Source organism: Phormidium yuhuli AB48 (genome assembly GCF_023983615.1).
In the GTDB taxonomy this organism is placed as follows: Bacteria; Cyanobacteriota; Cyanobacteriia; order Cyanobacteriales; family Geitlerinemataceae; genus Sodalinema; species Sodalinema yuhuli.
Genome location: NZ_CP098611.1, coordinates 1,122,548 through 1,144,498, shown reverse-complemented (window position 1 = coordinate 1,144,498; position 21,951 = coordinate 1,122,548). Strand labels below are relative to the sequence as shown.

At 54.1% G+C, this 21,951-nt stretch carries 19 protein-coding genes and 1 tRNA gene; 5 read left to right on the top strand and 15 right to left on the bottom strand.

Annotated elements, in window-relative coordinates:
• Positions 1-4: 4 nt before the first annotated feature.
• From NEA10_RS04900 to NEA10_RS04890, 3 genes are all read right to left on the bottom strand, one after another.
• Positions 5-4,066: a CHAT domain-containing protein gene (locus NEA10_RS04900; protein ID WP_252664142.1), complete on the bottom strand. Its 4,062-nt coding sequence runs from the start codon at positions 4,064-4,066 to the stop codon at positions 5-7.
• A gap of 99 nt (positions 4,067-4,165) precedes the next feature.
• A complete protein-coding gene (locus NEA10_RS04895; protein ID WP_252664141.1) occupies positions 4,166-5,260 on the bottom strand; it encodes a tetratricopeptide repeat protein in 1,095 nt (364 codons plus the stop codon).
• Positions 5,261-5,325: 65 nt separating this feature from the next.
• Positions 5,326-8,457 carry a CHAT domain-containing protein gene (locus NEA10_RS04890; protein ID WP_252664140.1) on the bottom strand — a complete coding sequence of 1,044 codons (3,132 nt, stop codon included), beginning with the start codon at positions 8,455-8,457 and terminating at the stop codon, positions 5,326-5,328.
• A gap of 280 nt (positions 8,458-8,737) precedes the next feature.
• On the opposite strand from NEA10_RS04890, the gene rpsF reads away from it, so the two are divergent.
• From rpsF to NEA10_RS04870, 4 genes are all read left to right on the top strand, one after another.
• Positions 8,738-9,073, top strand: coding sequence for a 30S ribosomal protein S6 (gene rpsF, locus NEA10_RS04885; protein WP_068788904.1), 336 nt, complete (start codon positions 8,738-8,740; stop codon positions 9,071-9,073).
• A 164-nt stretch (positions 9,074-9,237) separates the two neighbouring features.
• Positions 9,238-9,654, top strand: a complete 417-nt coding sequence (gene rplU, locus NEA10_RS04880; RefSeq protein WP_252664139.1) for a 50S ribosomal protein L21 — start codon at positions 9,238-9,240, stop codon at positions 9,652-9,654.
• Between the two features lie 91 nt (positions 9,655-9,745).
• Positions 9,746-10,009 (top strand): 50S ribosomal protein L27, encoded by a 264-nt coding sequence (gene rpmA / locus NEA10_RS04875; protein WP_252664138.1) that lies wholly within the window; start codon positions 9,746-9,748, stop codon positions 10,007-10,009.
• A gap of 195 nt (positions 10,010-10,204) precedes the next feature.
• The gene (locus tag NEA10_RS04870) at positions 10,205-10,888 is read left to right on the top strand and encodes a GNAT family N-acetyltransferase (protein ID WP_374111851.1); all 684 of its coding nucleotides are present in this window, start codon (positions 10,205-10,207) and stop codon (positions 10,886-10,888) included.
• On the opposite strand, the gene NEA10_RS04865 is transcribed toward NEA10_RS04870, so the two are convergent.
• The 6 genes from NEA10_RS04865 to NEA10_RS04840 form a co-directional block, all read right to left on the bottom strand.
• Positions 10,827-11,765 carry a sensor histidine kinase gene (locus NEA10_RS04865; protein WP_252664137.1) on the bottom strand — a complete coding sequence of 313 codons (939 nt, stop codon included), beginning with the start codon at positions 11,763-11,765 and terminating at the stop codon, positions 10,827-10,829. The genes NEA10_RS04870 and NEA10_RS04865 overlap by 62 nt on opposite strands.
• Positions 11,766-11,832: 67 nt before the next feature.
• The gene (locus NEA10_RS04860) at positions 11,833-12,411 is read right to left on the bottom strand and encodes an L-threonylcarbamoyladenylate synthase (protein WP_252664136.1); all 579 of its coding nucleotides are present in this window, start codon (positions 12,409-12,411) and stop codon (positions 11,833-11,835) included.
• Positions 12,412-12,567: 156 nt separating this feature from the next.
• Entirely contained in the window at positions 12,568-13,506 is a 939-nt protein-coding gene (gene prmC, locus NEA10_RS04855) for a peptide chain release factor N(5)-glutamine methyltransferase (RefSeq protein ID WP_252664135.1), read from the bottom strand.
• 3 nt (positions 13,507-13,509) lie between these two features.
• Positions 13,510-14,352 carry a Tic22 family protein gene (locus tag NEA10_RS04850; RefSeq protein ID WP_252664134.1) on the bottom strand — a complete coding sequence of 281 codons (843 nt, stop codon included), beginning with the start codon at positions 14,350-14,352 and terminating at the stop codon, positions 13,510-13,512.
• 141 nt (positions 14,353-14,493) lie between these two features.
• A complete protein-coding gene (locus tag NEA10_RS04845; RefSeq protein WP_252664133.1) occupies positions 14,494-15,441 on the bottom strand; it encodes a helix-turn-helix domain-containing protein in 948 nt (315 codons plus the stop codon).
• Positions 15,375-16,178: a pseudouridine synthase gene (locus tag NEA10_RS04840; RefSeq protein ID WP_252664132.1), complete on the bottom strand. Its 804-nt coding sequence runs from the start codon at positions 16,176-16,178 to the stop codon at positions 15,375-15,377. The genes NEA10_RS04845 and NEA10_RS04840 overlap by 67 nt, the downstream gene beginning before the upstream one ends.
• Positions 16,179-16,309: 131 nt before the next feature.
• On the opposite strand from NEA10_RS04840, the gene thyD reads away from it, so the two are divergent.
• Complete coding sequence (gene thyD, locus NEA10_RS04835) at positions 16,310-17,233, top strand: thylakoid membrane protein ThyD (protein ID WP_252665295.1); 924 nt, start codon at positions 16,310-16,312, stop codon at positions 17,231-17,233.
• Between the two features lie 117 nt (positions 17,234-17,350).
• Here the strand turns inward: thyD and NEA10_RS04830 are convergent, their stop codons facing one another.
• The 6 genes from NEA10_RS04830 to NEA10_RS04805 all read right to left on the bottom strand — a co-directional run bounded on the left by NEA10_RS04830 (position 17,351) and on the right by NEA10_RS04805 (position 21,913).
• Positions 17,351-17,542: a hypothetical protein gene (locus NEA10_RS04830; RefSeq protein ID WP_252664131.1), complete on the bottom strand. Its 192-nt coding sequence runs from the start codon at positions 17,540-17,542 to the stop codon at positions 17,351-17,353.
• Between the two features lie 323 nt (positions 17,543-17,865).
• Positions 17,866-18,285, bottom strand: coding sequence for a tetratricopeptide repeat protein (locus tag NEA10_RS04825; RefSeq protein ID WP_252664130.1), 420 nt, complete (start codon positions 18,283-18,285; stop codon positions 17,866-17,868).
• Positions 18,286-18,419: 134 nt separating this feature from the next.
• Positions 18,420-18,776: a HesB/IscA family protein gene (locus tag NEA10_RS04820; RefSeq protein ID WP_252664129.1), complete on the bottom strand. Its 357-nt coding sequence runs from the start codon at positions 18,774-18,776 to the stop codon at positions 18,420-18,422.
• Between the two features lie 105 nt (positions 18,777-18,881).
• Positions 18,882-18,953 (bottom strand) — tRNA-Val (locus NEA10_RS04815).
• A 157-nt stretch (positions 18,954-19,110) separates the two neighbouring features.
• Positions 19,111-19,839 carry a RadC family protein gene (gene radC, locus NEA10_RS04810; protein ID WP_252664128.1) on the bottom strand — a complete coding sequence of 243 codons (729 nt, stop codon included), beginning with the start codon at positions 19,837-19,839 and terminating at the stop codon, positions 19,111-19,113.
• Between the two features lie 94 nt (positions 19,840-19,933).
• The gene (locus NEA10_RS04805) at positions 19,934-21,913 is read right to left on the bottom strand and encodes a hypothetical protein (protein WP_252664127.1); all 1,980 of its coding nucleotides are present in this window, start codon (positions 21,911-21,913) and stop codon (positions 19,934-19,936) included.
• Positions 21,914-21,951: the final 38 nt, after the last annotated feature.

The window sequence follows — 21,951 nt, the reverse complement described above, 5'->3', positions numbered from 1 at the left end:
CGCCTCATAAGCCATTGCCGATGAGAATGAACGGTGCCCAATAGTAGGGATGGGCTAGGCGATCGCCGCTGCCGCCCTGCTGCCCACCCCGTAGCTCAATCTCGCCCCGCTGCCCCTCAACTGCGGTGTCGTCTCCAGTAATCAGGGCAATTTGGGCCGCTTGCAGAGCTTCCTTCTTGGTCATTCCCTGTTGCAAAGCTTCGTAAAAGCCACTCATCAGGATTTGGGTGCCCCGGTCGTTCACCTTCCACAGAGATGCCATCACGGCCTGGGCGCCGGCCTGCTGGATCTGGTAGCCCAACCCCAGAATCTCGACGCCGCTACCCAGTTCTGCATTGCCCACAGCCGTTTCGCAGGCACTCAGGACCACCAATTCCGCATCCAGTCGCCAAGTATTGCGGATCGTCTCTAGGCTGAGGGCTTCGCCACTGCCCAGTAGGAGAAAGGATTGGCTGGGCTGGTTGGGGACGACGGCGCCGTGGGTAGCTAGGTGGAGAATCCGGTATCCTCCTAAGGCGGACTGGAGAGCGGCGACGCTGAAATCTTGATTGAGGAGGACGCGGGTATCGGGGACTTGAGTGGCGAGGGTGTTGACTTCGATTTCCGTGAAAGGCAGGTCGTCGAAGTGGAAGAGTTGTCCGGCCATGGGGACCTCAAAGCTGCACTCGGCGCAGGCGGCGGCGAGAAGGCGGCGGTTATCCGGTTGGGGGACTTGGCTGAAGTCGGTGAGGGAGGCGGCGGTGATGTGGCTGAGGCTGAATCGTTGGGCTAAGTAGCGATCGCCGTCATGGAGTGCGGCTAGAGGCACATAGCGCAGCGCACCATCGGGGGCGTAGATAATGGCTTCGATGCCAGCTTGGGTCAGTTGGGCTTCCAGGGGGGCGATGAGCCAGCGGTGCAGGGTTTGGGCCAGGGGCAGGATATCGCTATTGGGGGAGTTGAGGGCTTGGCCGAAGGCGACGATGGTGCGGTTGAGTTCCGTTTGGGTGACGGCGATGGGATAGCGCAGGGGGGGGCTGTCGGCGGTGACGAGGATTAGTTCGAGGCGATCGGGCAGGATTAGGGGATAGATGAGGGCAGTGGCTTGGGGTAAGTTGCGCAGATTATTTTGCAGCGTCCGGTGTTGGCGTTCGATTTCGATGGATTGACCGTCGGTTTGTTGACGGATTTGGCGCAGCAGGGTTGCGACTTCGGGGCGGTCTAGGAAGGCGGCGAATTGACCTTGGGCGGCTTGGTAGCGTTGCCGCAGGGTCTCTCGTTGTTGGTGCTGGGTGGGGGTGAGGCTGTCCTGGCCCTGTTGGCGGACTTGGTCGTCGAGGCGGGCGAGGGCGATGCCGTCGGCGAGGGTTTGTTCGTAGAGGGCGAGGAGGTCGGTTTCGATTTGCCAGAAAGCGACCCCGGTGGAGGTTGCTTGGGTACTCCGCACCTGGGAGAGGGCTTCGTCGAGTTCTTGGACTTTGAGCAAGTCGAGGACACGCTGGGCTTCGAGGATGCGGTTTTGTTGGAGGAGGAGGTCGGCGAGGAGGCGGTAGTCGTCGGCGACGGTGTCGGTGAAGGATTGTTGCAGGTCGGTGTCGAGTCCGCGAATATCGCCACGTATGGCTTCGTGGATATCGACGCTGGCTTTGAGGAAGGTGATGGCGAGTTCGGGTTTGCCTTGGTCGTTGAGGAGACTGCCGATGTTGCTGAGGATTTTGGCTTCTTCGGCGCGGGCACCGAGTTCGTTGAGCAGGGCGACGGCTTGACTATACTGCTCTAGGGCGCGGTCAGATTGGCCTAGACGGCGGTAAGCAACGCCCAAATTTCCCAGGGAGTGGCTTTCCCCAGCGCGATCGCCAATCTCGCGGGCGATCGCCAAAGATTGCTCATAGAAGTGAATGGCGCGTTCGTACTGCCCCAGGTTCAGGTAAGCATTGCCCAAATTGTTCAGGGCGCTGCCTTCCCCAGCTCGATTGCCAATCTCGCGGCTAATGGCTAGCTGTTGTTCATAGAAGTCAATGGCGCGTTCGTACTGCTCCAGGTTCAGGTAAGCATTGCCCAAATTGTTCAGGGCGTTGCCCTCCCCAGCGCGATCTCCCATCTCCCGGGAGATCTGCCGGGATTGTTCATGGAAATCAATAGCGCGTTCGTGCTGGCCCAGGTTGTAGTAAACATTGCCCAAATTGTTCAGGGCGCTGCTTTCCCCAGCACGATCTCCTATCTCCCGGGCGATCGCCAGTCCTTGTTCATGGAAATCAATGGCACGTTGGTACTGCCCTAGACTGTTGTAAGCATTGCCTAAATTGTTCAGGGCGCGGCCTTCCCCAGCGCGATCTCCTATCTCTCGGGCGATGGCCAGTCGTTGTTCATGAAAGTCAATGGCGCGTCGGTACTGCCCCAGGCTGTCGTAAACATTGCCCAAATTGCCCAGGGCGCCGCCTTCCCCAGCGCGATCTCCTATCTCTCGGGCGATGGCCAGTCGTTGTTCATAGAAATCAATGGCGCGTTGGTACTGCCCTAGACTGTTGTAAGCATTGCCTAAATTGTTCAGGGCGCGGCCTTCCCCAGCGCGATCTCCTATCTCTCGGGCGATGGCCAGGTCTTGTTCATGAAAGTCAATGGCGCGTCGGTACTGCCCCAGGCTGTCGTAAACATTGCCCAAATTGCCCAGGGCGCCGCCTTCCCCAGCGCGATCTCCTATCTCTCGGGCGATGGCCAGGTCTTGTTCATGAAAGTCAATGGCGCGTTGGTACTGCCCCAGGCTGTTGTAAACATTGCCCAAATTGCCCAGGGCGCCGCCTTCCCCAGCGCGATCTCCTATCTCTCGGAAGAGCACTAAGGATTGTTCATGGAAGTCAATAGCGCGCTCGTACTGCCCCTGGTTGCGGTAAACATTGCCCAAATTGCCCAGGGTACGGGCTTCCCCAGCGCGATCTCCTATCTCTCGGAAGAGCACTAAGGATTGTTCATGAAAGTCAATGGCACGGTTGTACTGCCCCTGGTTGCGGTAAACATTACCCAAATTGCCCAGGGCGCCGCCTTCCCCAGCACGATCTCCTATCTCCCGGGCGATGGCCAGTCGTTGTTCATGGAAGTCAATAGCGCGCTCGTACTGCCCTAGACTGTTGTAAACAGTTCCCAAATTGCCCAGGGCACTGCCTTCTCCAAATCGACTACCGAGTTCCCGGAAGATAGCTAGGGATTGTTCATAGAGGTCAATGGCACGGTGGTACTGGCCCTGGTGGTTGTAAGCATTACCCAAATTGTGAAGGGTGCGGCCTTCCCCGGCCCGGTTGCCCGTCTCGCGGGCAATCACCAGGGATTGTTCATGGAACTCAATGGCGAGCTCGTACTGGCCGAGACTGTTGTAAGCAATACCCAAATTGCCCAGGGCGCGGCCTTCCCCAGCGAGATCTCCTATGTCGCGGGCGATCGCCAGGGATTGTTCCAAGAAGTCAATGGCGCGGTCATACTGCCCCAGGCTCAAATAAGCACCGCCCAAACTGTTCAGAACCCGGCTTTCTCCAGCGTGATCGCCTATCTCACGGGCTATACTGAGAGCTTGCTCATACAGATTAAACGCTTGCTCATACTGGGCTGAGACATGGTAAACATTACCGATTCTACGAAGTGCATTGCCTTCTCCCCGCCGACTCTCATGAAATAAATCAGGTTGTGCCATTAACTCTCGGTAGAGAGCCAGTGCTTGCTGGTAGGATTGTAAGCTTGCCTGAAACTGACTTGTATCAAATTGTTGACGGCCTTGCTCAAGTAAGCGATCTGCCTCTTCTAGACGACTATCTGCCTGAGCCAATAACTGCGGCGTTTCCGCTCGCAATGGCAATGGCTCCCCCTCTGTCCATAGCCCATTCAGTGGGGCGCGGGTCATCTCAAAGGGACGGGGGGACTGTTTCAGAGAGATTGCCACCGGTTTTGCACTCAAGTCAGGCAAAAGCCCCAACTCCCCTGGGAGTTCTTGATTAGGAAGAGCAATTTGCCGTCGTCCGGCGGCCATGACCCCCTCTACTGCTGACAGCCACAGAGCCGTCAGCAGCATTGCCCCCAGTAACTTGCCCCCAGTAGCCATCGTTGCCCCTCCCTCGCTTAACGAGCGTGAATGTACTAATGCCTTCATCGCCAAAACAGCCCCAATCCTTACCGGAAGCCCATCGCAGGTGTCCCATCATCACAAGACCGGGAGTCCGATGTCCTCCGGTGTGTCTTCTCGTCGTTGGAGGCGGGTTAAGGAGAATTCAATCTCCCCTAATAGCACTGGGTCTTCCTGGGCACTGGCCAAATCGCGGGCGGTGTTTAGAGAGGTCAGGGCCTCCTCGTACTGTCCCATCTGCATAAAGCCCACCCCGGCGTTGTAGTGAATTTGGGGAGTGGTGGGGGCAAGATATTGAGCCTCCCGATGATTCAGAGAAGCTCGGTCAAAGTCATTTAAACCGAAAAACGCATCGCCCAGAGCGCTGTAGGTGAAAGCGTGAAAGGGGTTAATTTCCAAAGAGTCTTCAAACTTGGCGATCGCCCCCTCATAGTCCCGCTGAACCATCAAGAGCATACCCCAGTTATAGTGAACGACCGATCCTTCAGGGTTGAGGGATAGAGCCTTTTTATATCGACGTTCGGCTTCCTCATACTCCCCTTGATTCGCTAAGGCAATCCCCCAGGAATTGTAGGCACTGGATAGATTGGGGTCTAAGGATAGGGCGGTTTTGGCCGCAGTGATCGCCCCATCCAAGTCTCCTTGACGAACCAAGGCACCGCTCAAGGTCGCGTAAGCATTGCTATCCCGACTATTCTGGGCAATGGCGACGTTGGCGGCCTCAATCGCTTCTGCATAGCGATTTTGTTCAGAGAGAATCAGGCTCAACAGGGTGTAGGCTCCCGCTGTGTTTGGACCTAATCGAATCGCTTCCCGCACTGAGACTTCTGCCTCAGCCAACCGTCCAAACCCCCTGAGAATCCTGGCCAGGAGTAGATGGGCTTCGGGGTGATGGCTTTCTGCGGCTAGGGCCTTTTCCAGAGACCGTTCGGCGCGAGCGTACTCCTGCTCATTGAAATAGTTTTGGGCGCTTCGGTAGTGGCGCTCATACTCCGAGAGCCGATTAGGCAGTAGAGTCTCCACTTCACCCCTCGGCTGTCCCGGAGAATCCAGTCCAGGGATAATCCGGTGTATGGTAGATCCGTCAACACTGCTGGCGATCGCAATCACGATTAGCCAAATCCAGGCGGTGGGGTTGGTGGGGCTTGGGGGACGGTGATTTCTAGCGGTCATAGTTCTAAATGGGTAAACAGTAAACAGTCAATAGGTAGCCAACGGAAAAACGGTGCTGCTGTGCTTCATAGGCCATTACCGATGAGAATGAACGGGGCCCAATAGTAGGGATGAGCCAGAGGATCTCCCCGAGAGGCCTGTCCTGGCCCGCCCCGAATCTCTATATCCCCCCGAGGACCTCCTACCGCTGTATAGTCTCCGGTAATCAAAGCGATCTGAGCCTGTTGCAGGGCTTCCGCCTTAGGTAAGCCCAGTTGCATGGCCCCATAGAAGCCATTCATCAAGACCTGAGTCCCGCCATCGCTGACGAGCCACAGAGAGGCGATCGCCGCCTTCGCTCCTGTGCGTTGTATCTGATAGCCAAAGCCCAAAATTTCTTCACCACTGCCCAACTCCGGGCCACTGACCGCCGTCTCGCAGGCGCTCAGCACCACCAGGGCAGCGTTGGGTAACTCCCATTGGTCTAGGTCGAAGAGAGTAATGCGATCGCCATCCCCGAGCAAAATAAACGAGTCATTGGGATGACCCGATTGGAAGCTTCCGTGGGTCGCCAGGTGAATAATGGTGTGGTTCCCCAACCGGGGTTCAATGGCTTGACGGTTGAACCCCTCGCTAAAAAACGCCACCGTCCCCGGTAAGTTAGCCTCAAGATTCTCCACCTCCACCTGGGCGTACGGCAGACCGTTGAAGTATCGTTGTACCCCCGCCACTTTTACCGCCAGGTCTTGGGCTGGGAAGGCTCCAGCCAGGATATTCAACGAAGTCCCTTCCGATTGAGAGAAGTCCATCAGGGAGGCGGCGGTGATGTGGTTGATGGTGTAGCGTTGGGTCAGCCATTGGTCGCCGTCATGCAACGCCGCCAGGGGAATGTAGCGCAGTTGACCGTCAGCGGCATAGAGGATCGTTTCGGCTCCGGCGGCATCAATTTCGTCCGCCAGGGGCGCGATCAGCCATTGGTACAACTGTTGGGCGTTGGCTCGGGGATTACTGAAACGGTCCATGATGTCGGAGCGGAAGGCAGCGATCACCCGGTTTAGCTCCACCCGCTCAACAGGGACGGTGTGGCGGGAAATGTCTGTGGTGGTGACGAGGATGAGTTCCAGGCGATCGTCCAGGACGAGGGGATAGAGTAGGGAGGCGTTACCGGCTTGTTGCAGGTTGCCTTGCAGGCGGGCCAGTTGTTCTGGGTTGGGGTTTTGGCTGCGGGCATTGCGTTGGAGTTGGGCGACGCGCTCTGTGATAGCGGTGCTGGTGAAGAAGGTTTGGGGATCGGTATGGGTTTCTAGGTGGCTGTAGAAGCGGTCTATAATTTCCCGCTCGGGTTGCCAGAAGGACAGCCCTTGGCGGGTTTCCTCGGTGCCTCGCACGTTGCGGATTTGGTAGTCTTCGAGTTCTTGTAGTTTGAGCAGGTCGAGGACTTCTTGGGCTTCGAGGACGCGGTCTTGTTGGAGGAGGAGGTCGGCGAGGAGGCGGTAGTCGGCGGCGACGGTGTCGGTGAAGGATTGTTCTAGGTCGGTGTCGAGGCTGCGAATATCGCCACGTATGGCTTCGCGGATATCGACGCTGGCTTTGAGGAAGGTGATGGCGAGTTCGGGTTGGTTTTGGCGGTTGAGGAGGTTGCCGATGTTTCTGAGGCTCATAGCTTCTGGGGCGCGGGCATCGAGTTCGTTGAGGAGGGTGACGGCTTGACTGTATTGCGCTAGGGCGCGCTCGTACTGCCCCAGGCTGAAGTAAGCAAGGCCCGAGTTGTTCAGGGCGTAGCCTTCCCCAGCGCGATTTCCAATTTCGCGGGCAATCACTAGGGATTGTTCATGGAAGTCGATGGCGCGCTCGTACTGCCCCAGGCTGCCGTAACCAATGCCCAAGTTGTTGAGGGCACGGCCTTCCCCAGCGCGATCGCTGATTTCACGGAAAAGCACTAGGGATTGTTCATGGAAGTCGATGGTGCGCTCATACTGCCCGAGGTTGTTATAAGCAAGACCCAAGTTGCCCAGGGCGCGGCCTTCCCCAGCCCGATCCCCGATTTCACGGAAGAGCACTAGAGATTGTTCATGGAAGTTAATGGCCCGTTCGTATTGCCCCAGGTCGTTGTAAGCAAGGCCCAAATTGCCCAGGGCGCGGCCTTCCCCAGCGAGATAGGCGATCTCACTGGCTATTGCTAGAGATTGTTCATAGAAGTCAATGGCTCGTTCGTACTGACCCAGACTGTAGTAAGCAACCCCCAAATTGCCCAGAGCGTTGCCTTCCCCAGCGCGATCGCCTATCGCGCGGGCGATCGCCAGGTGTTCTTCAAAGAAGTCAATGGCTCGTTCGTACTGCCCGAGCCTGCGGTAAGCAACCCCCAAATTGCCCAGGGCGCGGCCTTCCCCAGAGCGATTTCCCATCTCGCGGTCGATCTCTAGTTCTTGTTCAAAGAAGTCAATGGCGTGCTCATACTGCCCCAGACTGTTGTAAGCAAGGCCCAAATTGCCCAGGGCGTAGGCTTCGCTACCGCGATTTCCCATCTCACGGGCGATCTCTAGGGATTGCTCATGGAAGTCAATGGCGCGTTCGTACTGACCCAGAGTGTTGTAGGCAAGGCCCAAATTGCCCAGGGCGCTGCCTTCCCCAGCGCGATTTCCCATCTCGCGATGGATCTCTAGAGATTGTTCATGGAAGTCAATGGCGCGTTCGTACTGCTCTAGGTTTCGGTAAGCAACGCCCAAATTGCCCAGGACGCTGCCTTCCCCAGCGCGATCGCCGCTCTCGCGGAGGATTACTAGGGATTGTTCATAGAAATCAATGGCGCGCTCGTACTGGCCCAGACTGTTGTAGGCAATGCCCAAATTGCCCAGGGCGCGGCCTTCCCTAGCCCGATCGCCCACGGCTCGGTAAAGTTCTAAAGCCCGTTCCCAAGAGACGATCGCTTCCCGAAACTGACTGCGATTAAATTCCTGAATTCCCAAGTTCAACAGGCGATTGGCTTCGCTAAGGCGGAGGTCAGCTTGGGCGAGGGTCAATTGAGAGGGAGACGACTCCATATCCAAAGATGACGCCGTTAAGTTTTCTCCCAAGTCAGAGAGAGGCCACAGTTCCCCCGAGATACCCTGGGTAGGAGTCCCGATATCTTGTCGTCCGGCAGCCATGACCCCTTCCACTGCTGCCAGCCACAGGGCCGTCACCACCATCGCACTCAATAACTTGCCGCCATTAGCCATCGTTGCTACTCCCTCGAATCACTCCGTGAATTTACTGATGCCTTGATTCTTTATATTTCTGGGTTGGATGCACTTATTCACAACCTCGCCACAAAGTCGGTCGAAAATCGCGATTCTCCCCTCCCGGTGGCTCAGAGAAAAAAACCGATCGCACCGACCGGCAACAATTTCATCAATGGCACCCTCTTTTGCGATACACTGGAAGATCCTTGCTTCAGTGCCACTCAGCCATGAGTGAGACACCGAAGCCACTCCGACCACAAGGACTTCACAACGGCGAATGAAAGAGTTTATCTACGAAACCATGTACATCCTGCGCCCTGACATTGGCGAGGAGCGCACGGATGCGGAAATCGACAAATATCGCAATATTTTGCTCGAAAACGGCGCGGAAGACCTCGATGTCCAACATCGTGGCAAACGTCGCTTAGCCTACGACATCCTTAAACATCGGGATGGCGTCTATGTGCAAATGAACTACAAGGCTCCCGGCGCCTCCATCGCGGTCATGGAAAAAGCGATGAAATTCTCCGATGATGTCCTGCGCTATCTCACTATCAAGCAACCGGTGCAACAGCCGGATGCGGATGACGAAGACGGCGACGAAGAAGAGTAAACCAGCGCAGAGAAACTTGACAACCCCTACACCCACGGGTGATAATGAGGGGTTTGGTTTTGTGTCACTGCTCGGAACGGGTGATGAAAACGCCAAATCGACGCCAACTCGACCTAACCGGCGAATTTTGGCTACCCCTACGGCATAGTTTTGAGGACAGTTGAATGACTTACGCAATTATTGAAACCAGCGGAACGCAAATCATGGTAGAACCCGGTCGGTTCTATGATGTAAATCTACTTGATGCGGCTCCTGGAGACGAAATCACCATCGATAAGGTGCTGTTTATCCGCAATGAGGATGACGCTCACGTCGGTCAACCCTGGGTTGAAGGCGCAACGGTTCGGGGAACGGTGCTGCAACACCTCCGGGGTCGTAAGGTGATTGTTTACAAGATGCAGCCGAAGAAGAAAACTCGTAAGAAACGGGGACATCGCCAAGAACTCACCCGTTTGGCAATTTCGAGTATTTCGGTCAATGGTACGGTGTTGGCGGAAGCTGAAATCCCCGCTCCCCGTAGCTTAGATTTGGAACCGGCAACGGGTGAGGTGGCTGAAATGGTCTCGGCTGAGGCAGAATAGAGGTTTGTGGGGCGGGCAGTGGCTTCTGTCTCAATGCCCCCTAGACGGTGAATTCACTGTCGATGTACTGTAGCGTGGAGATTTTTAAATCATGGCTCACAAGAAAGGAACCGGTAGTACAAGAAATGGTCGCGACTCTAATTCTCAGCGATTGGGTGTGAAACGCTACGGCGGTGAAGTCGTCCGTGCGGGTAACATCCTGGTTCGCCAACGGGGTACGAAAATCCATCCCGGTACGAATGTCGGTTTGGGTAAGGATGATACTCTGTTTGCTCTGATTGATGGGATTGTGACCTTTGAGCATAAAACCCGCAGCCGTAAGAAGGTTAGCGTTTATGCTCCTTCTGATGCTTAGGGATAGACGGATTTGAATCAGTCCATCCCCGGTACAATTCTGGCTCGGCTGGCTCTAATCTAATTCAGCAGTGCGTTTTCTTTGATGGGAACGTGCTGCTTGTTTTTTGGACGTTTGGACTGGTTCCCGCAAGGAATGATGCGTTCGGACTGATTGCCGCAAGCAAATAAGGAATGATGCGTTCGGGCAAGTTTGATGCGAGCGGTCAAGGCCCAACCCGTTATCTACGCCCGGACGCATCCTACCATTTACCCCCTGTTTCCTTCCTCTTGTCACAAAACGATCGCTAAGTTTGTATTTGTCGATACTAAAATTTGGCAAAGTTTGCTAAAACTATTTCAGCTTGACCACAACACACCACAACGGCTCCTCTCTCAGAGTTGGGGCAAGGAGATACCAGGCGTTATGGATTGCCGTCACATTCGCTTCTGCTCTCGTAAGTCAGAGATTGATTTCACGCAACTTAAGTCTTTATTTGAACTCTCGGCCTTCTGGGCCGCCGATCGCAGTTTTGAGGATTGGAAAGTCGCGATCGAGAACAGTGTCCCGACGATTACGGTCTGGGATGGCGATCGCCTGATTGGCTTCTCTCGCGCTACGTCCGATGGGGTCTTCCGGGCTACCATCTGGGATGTGGTGATTCACCCGGAATATCGCGGTGTGGGCCTGGGACGCAAGATGGTGGAAACGCTCTTGAGTCATCCCCACATGAACCGGGTTGAACGAGTCTATCTCATGACCACTCACCAGCAACGGTTCTACGAACGCATTGGTTTTGATGAAAACCAAACCACGACGATGGTTCTACAAAACCAACTCATTCTGACTCAGTTTCCGGGGGTGGAGGAACCTGTTGCAGCCGGTATTGAAGCCGACTAAGCCAACCGGCCTCGGCGTCGGGAGGCGGTTGGAGAATTTCTAACTGACCTCCCATAATGTCGAGCAGGGTATAGTCCACGAGCCAACTTAATCCGGCTGAGAGGTGAGGTAATTCGCTGGCGGAAACGGGGATGGTTGGCTCGGGAGGGGGCGATCGCAACTGTTCGACGGGTTCGTTCCAAATGTCCAAGGGACAGGGGGAATCTAGCCAAATATAGACCTCATTCTGGCTCCCTTGTCCTGAAGACAGCCGCAAACTCCCTTCACTCATGCCATCGATGGCTGTCATAATTTGGTGGAGTAAGACTTGTAGCAGGGGTTTATAGTCCGCTTTCACCCAGAGCGTCTTCTCGGGCATTCGCACATCATAGTGATAGTTGCGGTTGGCGACTTGCAGGGCGGATAGTTCCCGCGCTTCCTCGAAGACATCATAGAGGCGCACGGGTTCGACTTTTAGGGGCGATCGCCCTTGTTCGGCCCGGGCCACTTTGAGGACAATATCCAACATCTCCACCATTTTCAGGGAATACTCGTGGGCGCGGGCCAGAAACTCTCGTTCTTCGTCTTGGTCTTCACATAAATCATTGAGAATCAGTTGATGAGTGCCAATCAACCCACTCAGAGGCGATCGCAATTCATGGGAGACTCGCGCCAAAAATCCCCCCTTGAACTGACACATCTGTTGGGTTAGATGAACTTGTAGCTTGAGTTTCTCCAGATGCTGTTGGCTGGCCTGGCCTTCAGCCTGGAGGCGATCGCATCGCTGAATCAACGCCGCGACTCGTTGACGAAGTTGGGGATCAGCAATTTCTGCCAACTCTGCCTCAGTCAGGGTGACATCATTCTCCTGAGACAAATCCGGGGGATCTAGGGTCATGCCAGTTTCTAAGAGTCTTCTCGGTTAATCCCCAGCTTAACGGTCTTATCCCTGGATGGGTCAACCTCTACAACTCTACGGCTCCCTGTCGTAGAATCTGCCAGTTGTCTCCAGTCCATTGGACGACGGTGGAGGGGAGTCCTGAGCCGGGACGGTTCTGATACACCTCTGGCTCTAAGACGCACACGGTGGGAAAGGCCGCCGCAATGGCCGCCGCCTCTCGTAAAGGGGGTTCTCCAGAGCGATTGGCACTGGTGGTGGCTAGGGGCCCAGTGATGGATAAGAGTTTCTGGGCGATCGCACAATCAGGAACGCGAATCCCCAGGGTCCCGGAACCGCTCGGATTCATTCCGGGTGGGACTTTGGCGCTGGCGGGCAGAACTAGGGTTAAGGCTCCTGGCCAATGCTGGTTCGCCATCTCTTGCCAAATTGCCTGTTCATCTGCTGTTCCCTCAACATAATCCCAAAGGTCGTCGGGACTGGCTCCCATCAAAATCAAGGGTTTGTCGAGGCTACGTTGTTTGAGGTGATAAATGGCCTCGGTCTTTTGGGGATCGACGGCCAAAGCTGGAACGGTATCGGTCGGGAAACTGACCACGGACCCGGATTTGGCGGCGTTAATTAGCTCGTTGTAGGGAGAAAGCATGGGGGGAAAGGGAAGAGCAAGAGGCAAGAGGCAAGAGATGGTAGGATGCGTCCCGGCATCAGTAGGGGTTTGGACTTAAGCCTATCGACTCAAACTTGCCGGAACGCATCATTTGGACAAGAGGCAAGAGTCGCCGTCTTCCGCCCTTGTTGAGGATTAACGCTGTTTTGTCTGGGTTAGGACGAAGCGATCATGACCGGCGAAGTCTCGGACGACATGGGGGGTCTCGTAGTTGCCGTTGTCTTGTAATAGTTCACAGACGGCGGGGGATTGGCCGCTCATGATTTCTACGAGCCAGAGTCCTCTGGGTTGTAGGTAGTCGGGGGCGGTTTGGATGAGGTGGCGTAGGGCCGTTAAGCCATCGTCGCCGCCGTCGAGGGCGAGGTGGGGTTCGTGGCGACTGACTTCGGGTTGTAGGTGGGGAATCTGGGAACTGGGGATATAGGGGGGATTGGATACCATTCCTTCGAGTTGTCCTCGCTGTGCGGCTAGAGGCTCAAACCAACTGCCTTGTCGGAATTGGATGCGATCGCCCAATCCATGACGCTCAGCATTGGTTTGGGCTAGGGTTAGGGCCTCGGCACTACAGTCTACAGCATAGATTTTAGCCTTGGGAAGGGCTTGAGCGAGTCCAAGGGCGATCGCCCCGCTTCCCGTGCCTAAATCGACCCAAATTCCGGCGCTATCTGCCCCTTTTCTCTCCAGGACGATGTCGATGATGGCTTCTGTTTCTGGGCGGGGAATGAGGACTGCTGGGGAGACGAGGAGGTTGAAGTTGCGCCAGGGAACTGAGCCGAGGAGATATTGTAAGGGAGTGCGATCGCCCAGACGTTTTTGCCAGAGGTGGGTCAGGTCTTCGAGAGAACGGCTGAGGGAGAGGCGATCGCCCGGTTGTCCCAGTCGGAATTTAAGGCGATCCAATCTCGCCCCTTCCGATAACAGCCAATCCACCTCAGCCGGGTCTAGGTTGTGAGCCAAAGCGCTGCTACGGGCCTGATTGCGCCAGGCCCGCACTTGAGATACCGTCACCTCAACCCCTGCATCCCGAGTGAGACTTTCATCCTGAGATTGTGGCTGTTGAGAGAGTTGGCCCATAACCTATCGCGCAGAACCGGGGAGTGGGGACGCACCCTCTCCTGGCTGAAGTTGGAGTTGCTGCTGCTGTTGTTGTTGCATCTGCCGCATCATATTGCCCACAAACTCCAACGATTCACTATGAGGCACAAACATCAACTGTTCCATCACCTCGTTGTTCTCATTGCGGAGGGTTTCTAAGACCCCTTCTAGTTGCACCACATCGGTTTGCACCGTAGCCGCAAAATCCGGCTGTTGTTCTTGGAACCGAGCAATCACATTGTCTAAATCCTCTCGGTCAAAAAATAGAGGGATCACCACTTCTCCGTCAAGCTCTACGGTCATATATCCCTGATCTGGACCTGCCGTCGCCATGAACAGCGGCACCCCTGGATAGGTATATTCCCCATTTTGTTGTAGGAGTTCATCCTCACGACCACTATCGAGGAGAACTGAAACCGCCGATTCTACCTCCTGGCGGGTGGGGACATAGGAAAACTCGATGGCATTATTCTGTTGGCTTTGTTCGAGCCGGTAAATCTCAGCCAAGGAAACCACCGTTACCTGAACGAACCCCGCCATTTCCGGTTGTTCTTGAGTCAGGCGTTCCACAAATCGATTGGCATCTTGGGGATTCATAAAGACCCCAGCAACCTCAGTCCTCCCATTACCCGATTGGGGATTGGAGATACTGGCAATTAGGGGTGATCCCTCAGCATCCGTAATGGCAAAAACCGGAACCGATGCCAGTTTTTGCAGAATTTCATCTTCCGATAAGGCTAAAGCGGGGGCTGGCGCAGAGATGGAGCCAAAAAGTGTCCCCCCAACCAGTCCTAATGTGGCACCCCAGCGAATTAATGATTTCATAGCAACTCCTTGAAACTCCTTGATAACAATCTGCTCAATGCAGCCCATTCCTTTAGATTTAAGCTGGCTGAACCGGTGGCGATCGCCCCAAACAGACAGTGTTTAGAATGCCACAGGCCCACAGACGAATTGACGGGACCCTTAGTTCGCAGAGGTCGGAGGATTGACGGCATCCTCTCCGCTGCGAGAATCGGCCACAATCGTCAGTTCTTCAACACTCCCGGGAGCGCCCATGGGTTGGGCTTCATCGCCATTGACTGCAATCATGACGCCTCCAGCATTTCCGGCAATCACTGTTAGTTCACGACTGGCACTCCAGCTATGAGTTCCCTGACTTAACATTCCCTCAAAGGTGGTTTCACCGTCGGCTACCACCTGAATCCAAGACTCATCAGTCAAGGTCACCCCGACTTGCACCGGTTGAGAGGGGCTATTTCCCCTCTCTGAGGCGGATGCATTGGCGGTTACCGTTGGGGAGCTAACTTCAGGAGTGGCTAGATCCTGGGAGCTGGGTTGAGGGTCTGAGTCATCTTCTCCTAGTGGATCGGCTGTTTCCGGGGGGGGAAGGGCACTCTCTGGACTGCGGGAATCAGAATTGACCGATTCTGATAAGCCTCGAACTGAAAAGACAACTAAAAAGATGTAGAGGAGGTACAGATGGAAGGGGCGCAGTTGCGCCACCGGCAAAGTCTGCCAGCCCGACTTGGGAGCTTTTAACTCATTGCCCGTGGGGAAGTCTCGGGCATAGGCAGAGCCATCCAAGCCAACTTGATCGGCAAAACGTCGCAAAAACCCTTGAACATAGACGGGTTCAGGAAGTTTAGTCAGATCTCCCTCCTCAATGGCCCGCAACAGACGCGCCGGAATCAGGGTTTGCCGAGCGATGGTCTCGATCGCCAAGGATTGTTCCTGACGAAGTTCACGCAGTTGTGCCCCCATTGTCGCTAAGACTTGAGCTTGCTTCTCTGGCAGAGTGAGCGTTTCCTTTTTCTGTTTCCGTTTGAACTGAATCCGCGAGAACTTCATCCGCTGTGCTCCTTGAGCTTCGATCGCACGCCTACTGATTTTAGGGTGAGTTGCGTTTGCCATAACTGTAAAGCGTTAATTTCTGATTCGGTCAAACAGCGATGGCACCCTGGGGGCAAAACCGTCTCGGGGGAGTTGTTAAGTTCAACTGAGGCAATTTTTGCCCGGTGGAGTCCCGTGACGGGATACCCAAGTTGGTCGGCAATACGACGAATTTGGCGGTTGCGCCCTTCGGTTAACACCACTTCGAGTTGAGTTTGTCTGTGGCCATCCCGACGGATGACTTTTACCCGAGCGGGTAGGGTTTTGCGCTGATCTAGGATGACCCCATCTCGCCATTGCTGCAATGTTGCCTCTGAGGGAGAACCTTGAACCCAAACCTGATAGGTCTTGGGTACATGATAGCGGGGATGAGTTAAAGCATAAGTGAGGTCCCCATCATTTGTCAGCAATAAGGCTCCGGTGGAGTCAACGTCAAGACGGCCAACGGGGTGAAGTCCCTGTCCTTGCACCATTTGGGGCGGTAGAAGATTTAGGACTGTGGGCCGCCCATGAGTATCGCGACAGGTACTGACCACACCGGCCGGCTTGTTGAGGAGGATATACAGTCGTTGCGGCTCTTCTTCCGGATTAACGATGCGACCATCAACGAGGATGCGATCGCGTCCAGGATGAGCTTTCGCCCCCAATTCAGCCGTTGAACCGTTGAGACTGACTCGTCCTTGACGAATTAACTCCTCGGCACGGCGTCGGGAGGCGATGCCCCAATGCGATAAAAGTTTTTGTAGTCGTTCTTCCACGGGGGAACTCAATGGCAGATGCCAAAGCGAAAGCTGGACACCCTCAAGGGGCCCTGTTGTTACACAAATCTTACATGGAAATCCCCCCATTGATAGTATGAAGGGGAAAATCTCCAACTCTGGCTTTAATGATGAAAGTGGCAATTACCGGTGCAACGGGCTTTGTGGGGCGAGCGTTAGTGGAACATTTATCTAAGACTGACTCGGCTGTGCTCGCGTTAACCCGTAACCCCCAAGGGGCAAGACGGCTATTTCCTGAGTCGGTGTTTCCCAATTTGGAGGTGGTTGCCTATAGTCCCCGTGAGTCTGGGCCATGGCAGGAGGCAATTTCTGGCTGTACGGGGGTGGTGAATTTAGCCGGTGCGCCGATTGCGGATCATCGCTGGACGGCTGACTATAAACGGGAGATTCTGGAAAGTCGCACCCTCACGACTGAGAAATTGGTGGAGGCGATCGCCGCTGCTCCTGAACGGCCCCAGGTCTTGGTCAATGCTTCAGCGGTCGGCTATTACGGAACCAGCGAGACGGAGACTTTTGATGAAACCAGTGCCTCGGGTGATGATTATCTCGCTCAGGTGTGTCAAGCTTGGGAGGCTGCGGCTCAGGGGGTGACGGAGACAGGAACTCGCCTGGTGATTGCCCGCTTGGGGATTGTCCTCGGTCCTGATGGGGGAGCTTTGGGGAAAATGTTAACGCCCTTTCAGTTGTTTGCAGGGGGCCCAATTGGTTCTGGAAAACAATGGGTGTCCTGGATTCACCGTCAGGATGTGGTGCGTTTAATCGTTGAGGCCCTTGAGAATTCTGCGTTGTCTGGGGTCTACAATGCTACGGCTCCCAATCCGGTGCGGATGCAAACCCTCTGTCAGGTGTTGGGTGAGGTGATATCCCGTCCTTCTTGGTTGCCGGTTCCTGAATTTGCCTTGGAGTTACTGCTCGGGGAGGGGGCGATGGTGGTTTTGGATGGTCAACAGGTTTTGCCGAAACAAACCCTGGCTGCGGGATTTGATTATCAGTTTCCTACGGTAAAACCCGCCCTGGAGAATGTTCTAGCTTAATAGTCAGCGACGGGATATATGAAAAAGGCAACACCTCTGCTGGGTGTTGCCTAGGGGCTTTAGTTAAAGTTGTTTGTTTAGGACTGTGGATCATCCAGAATCGAAGACAGATAGAGTTTAGTCCACCAGGTCTTCAACAGACTCTAGATTGTCGGGATCAACATAGTGGCAGCTTACGTCATCAAAGCAGATGAGCGCCCAACCGGACTCGTCCACACCCATGAACTGATATTCGCCGTCACGCACGAAGAACCCTTGGTGATTGCGAGTTTCTGGTTTAATGGAAACGTTTTTGGTATTATTACTCATGTGATGTTTCTCCTTTAAAGTTCTGAACTCAATGTGAGTGGAATAGTTAATGTCTGACTTCACATAATCTTATCACTATCTTTTTGGTTTTTTTATAAAGTAATTTAAGGAATTGTGAAATATGTGTTACAGTGCCCGGCGGAATATCACCTGCTCGTATACGAAGAAACCAAGGTCTGATGGGGGTTTCAAGGTAGACTATGGGGCTGGCAATGGCTGAAATTTGCAGCCGATCGCCCCCCCAATTGTCTCTAGACCCTGTTAACTCATGTTTAAGTTTCCCCAGGTTTCTCTTAACATAGCGTTACAGTTCTCAGATAGTTCTAAGCAAAGAGCCAGTTTTGCACTCGTTTGAGGTTTTGCCAATCGGGTTTGCGGGTTAAGCCGTCTTGACAATTGCGCTCTAACTCCTCCCGGAGTTCATCGGAGTAAGCCATCACCTCAAGAGCGCGTTCAATGTGGGTTCGCACCCCCGGTTTGCCGATATCCAACATAGCCAGGGCGAGGTTAACCTGGGCTTGAGGATCTTGGGGGGTGAGTTTGACGGCTGTATGGGCGGCTTTATGGGCAGACTTTGGGCGATCGCCGAGGAGGTAAAGCCAGGATAAGCAAGTCCAGGCGGCGCTATTCTTGGGAGCGCGATCGCAGATATCTTTGAAGACAGGGATGAGATCCTCGACAGCGTCCCCATTCTGGTAGCGAGCGATGGCCTGTTCAAATTCTGTTTCGAGGGGGCTATTCATAAAAAATCAGACTCCGAAGGATTGGGAGTTAAGGATAGCAGACGGGAGATCCCGCCATAAAAAGAGGGACGTTCATCAAAACGCCCCCTCCTAAGATACGGGAAATTGACAACAGTCTCCCTCCTATTGGGAAACTAGGCGGAGAAGGAACTCCCACAGCCACAGGTTTGAGTGGCGTTAGGGTTGGTGAAGGTGAAACCGCCACCGATTAAGGCGGTGTTGTAGTCGAGAACTAAGCCATAGAGGTATAACAGGCTCTTGCGATCGCACACCACCTGAAACCCGTCATAATCATAGACCTCGTCATCCTCACGGACGTTGCTCCCGTCCTCAAAGTCCATGGTGTAGGACATCCCAGAACAACCGCCCTGACGAACGCCAACTCGTAAAAACAGGTCTTCTCCCTGCTGTTCACGCAACGCCATCACCTGCTTGAGTGCAGTTTCGGTCATCTGAATACCCCGTTGCGGAGCTTGAGTTGCTTGAGTCATCAGTATACAAAACTCCTAAACTGAAATAAGTAAGGGTAAACGAAACTATTACCCTATGATAGTCAGATCTCGGCCGTGATTCTATTGTTGGTTTAAAAATATAAATGGGCGATACTGGATTCGAACCAGTGACCCCTTCCGTGTGAAGGAAGTGCGCTACCACTGTGCTAATCGCCCATAGATTTCCATCCTAACCTAGTTTTTCACATTTGGCAAGAAGTTTACCACAGAGTCACAGAGGGCACGGAGCAAGAGGAGGAGGAAGAAGAGAGAAAATCCCCCTATTGCCTCTTGCCTATTGCCTCTTGCCTCTCCCCCCTGTTCCCTGTTCCCTCTACTCCTGAGGAAACTCCTGCCAGAGTTGGGTTTGCTTACGGAGACTGGCGTAGTTACCGTGACCGAGGATTAAATGGTCGAGGATGGGGATGGAGAGGATTTGACCGATTTGCAGGAGGCGGCGGGTTAAATCGAGGTCTTGTTGACTGGGGCTGACATTGCCGGTGGGGTGGTTGTGAGCCACGATCGCCCGGTTGGCCCCTTGACGAATCACTTCGCGGAAGATGTCGGGCGGGTGGGCCAGGGTTTCGGTGGCGGTGCCGATGGTTAGGACTTGGCTTCCTAAGACGCGATTGCGGACATCGAGGAGGAGGATGGCAAAGCGTTCGGCTTCCTGCCACATCAGGTCATGGCTGAGGTAGGCGGTGGCGGTGGCGGGGTCTTCGATGACCTGACGTTCTGCTGGGCGCGTTTGAAAGGCTCGTTTCCCTAACTCGATGGCTGCCACAATGGCGGTGGCTTTGGCTAGGCCAATTCCGGGAATCTGCATTAACTCCTGGGGGGAGACGGTGCGTAGGACTTCTAGGGGGTCTGGATTGCGATCGCCCAATTGACGGAGAATTTTCTGCCCTAAGCCAACGGCTGAGAGATTCTCACCGCGATTGCCGGTTCCGAGCAAAATTGCCAACAGTTCGGCTGTGGCTAGGTGATTGGCCCCACAGGCCACCATCCGTTCCCGAGGGCGTTCTGTGGCTGGCATATCTGCGATGCGAACGTTATACCCCATAGCTGTATCACCCTGAACTGGCCCAAATTGCTCGCTATTTTAAACGATCGCCTCAGAGATGTCCGACTAACTCTGGGAATTTCGCTGATTGTACTCAATTTTTCAGGGTTAGGTTCAGGGAACAGGGGGAATCACTGGTGAGGGAGAGACTGATATAGCCGGGGGAGTCTATGGGGGGGAGGGGATGGTTAAAGGAACCGTTGGTTAAGGGAAACTCTTGCTGTTGTACGGCGTCTCCGGCTGGATTGTGAAGGGTTATGTGAAGGGTTAGTTGCAGTTGTCCTTGCTGACAGGTTGAGTCCAGTTCCCCCTCTAGGGTACCAGTTTCCTCCAGGGGGGGTAGATATAACAGGGATAGGGGCGTTTCCCCCGATATTTCATGGCTGTCCTGGCTTTTCTGGATTTGGGCCCGGGGGGGAATGGACACCCATTGCCGGTGGCCCTCATAGCGGGGGGCGATCGCGGCCTGCATTTTGGCTAAGGTGGCAATGGCAGTTGCTAAATCGGTATCTCGAACGCGCCGATAGAGTCGAACTTCAACATCGGAGAGACTAAAGCGACGGTTCAAGCGCAAAAAGTCCTGAATCAGCGTCCATTCCTGATTAAAGGCATCAGAGACGACACGCACCACGGTTTGTTCATCGGGGCGTAAACTATGTTGAAAGGAATCGGGAACCACCACGGTTTGGGCCTGCAATAAGGCTCGCAGAGGATACTCATCACTCGAGTCTACTTGGGGAACTCGTAATACAGCGAGTTTGAGGTCGTCTCCGTAAATTTGTCGTTCGGCACTCCGGATTAAGTCGGGGTTGAGGTGTTCCGAGGAGGCAGCGACATACACCGGTTGCGGCATATCTCGTAAGGCGGCGACTAAGAGATCTACTTGGGCAATATCGTCTCGAACTAAGGGCGGATATCCTTGGGCTAACCCGGGAACTTGGGGTAAGGATAAGGGGGTTAAGCCAACGATCGCATTGAAACCCACTAAAATCCAAACTAAGACCCCAACTCGGCGGGTTTCCCAGATTAAGGCGGCGATGCCCCAGACGAGGAAGGGGGCAAAATGGAGGGTATAGTGAACATGGGTATAGCGAACGATTCCCAGCCATAAGCCGATTTCCCAAAGACCCAAGAGGAAGGGAAATGCGCCCCGTTTTGAGTCTTGAATACTCAACCAGCCCAGAATGGCTAACCCCCACAGTAACCATCCCGCTCCATTGCCGTAGTAATTTAAGACGTCGCCAATGGGATGGGTGAACGATAGATAAAGACTGCGATAATCCCGGTTGAGGCTATCTTGTAAGAAGTTGGGCATGGCGATCGCCAAGGCCAGGAAGATGGACAAGGCAATGGTGGTTACTCGTAAAACGGTCGCTATAATCGCCCCAAGTCCCCATTTCCAAAAGCTCATGACTTCCCAAATCAACATCGCTCCTAGAAATGCCACCACGCTATAGGCAAAATGACGACGAAAGGCGATCGCCCCAGCTAAGAGAAGTCCCACCCCGATTAAGGTGATGATAGTGGGAAAACGAACTTTGGCACTGGCTCGATGGCTCTGGAGATATAAAAAGACGGCCAGACAAATTAGGGTCATTCCTCCGGTATCGGGCAAACCTCTAAAACTGGTTGCGAGGGTAAATGGACTGAGTAAACTCAGGAAGACAGTTCCCCAGAAAACCTGACGTGCTGGAGCGTTTATGATTTGTGTAGCCACGGCTCCCAGGCTTAAGGCAAACGGGAGTAAGTAGAAAAGGACTAGGCTTAAAATATAGGTGAATCGAGACAAGCCAAAGATATCAAACACCGGCAATAAAGGAACCGTAAATAAAAGGTTATAAGAGGTTGTATCTCGTGAATTCAGGATTAAGTTTAAAGCATCTAGCCGTGAATCCTGATAAATCTCAAAAATATATTCTGTAAAATACTGATAGTTTACAAAATCTGACCAATAATAGGTTTGTTCGCTGGCAACATAGAGAGCCGTTAACAAGCATAGGTTAAAGAACAGGACGATGGAGCTGGAAATAGTAAACCATTTCTTGTTATAATAGATTGATTTTATTGACTTCATGTTCGGTCGATAAGTTAAGGCTGACCCAGGGGTTAAAT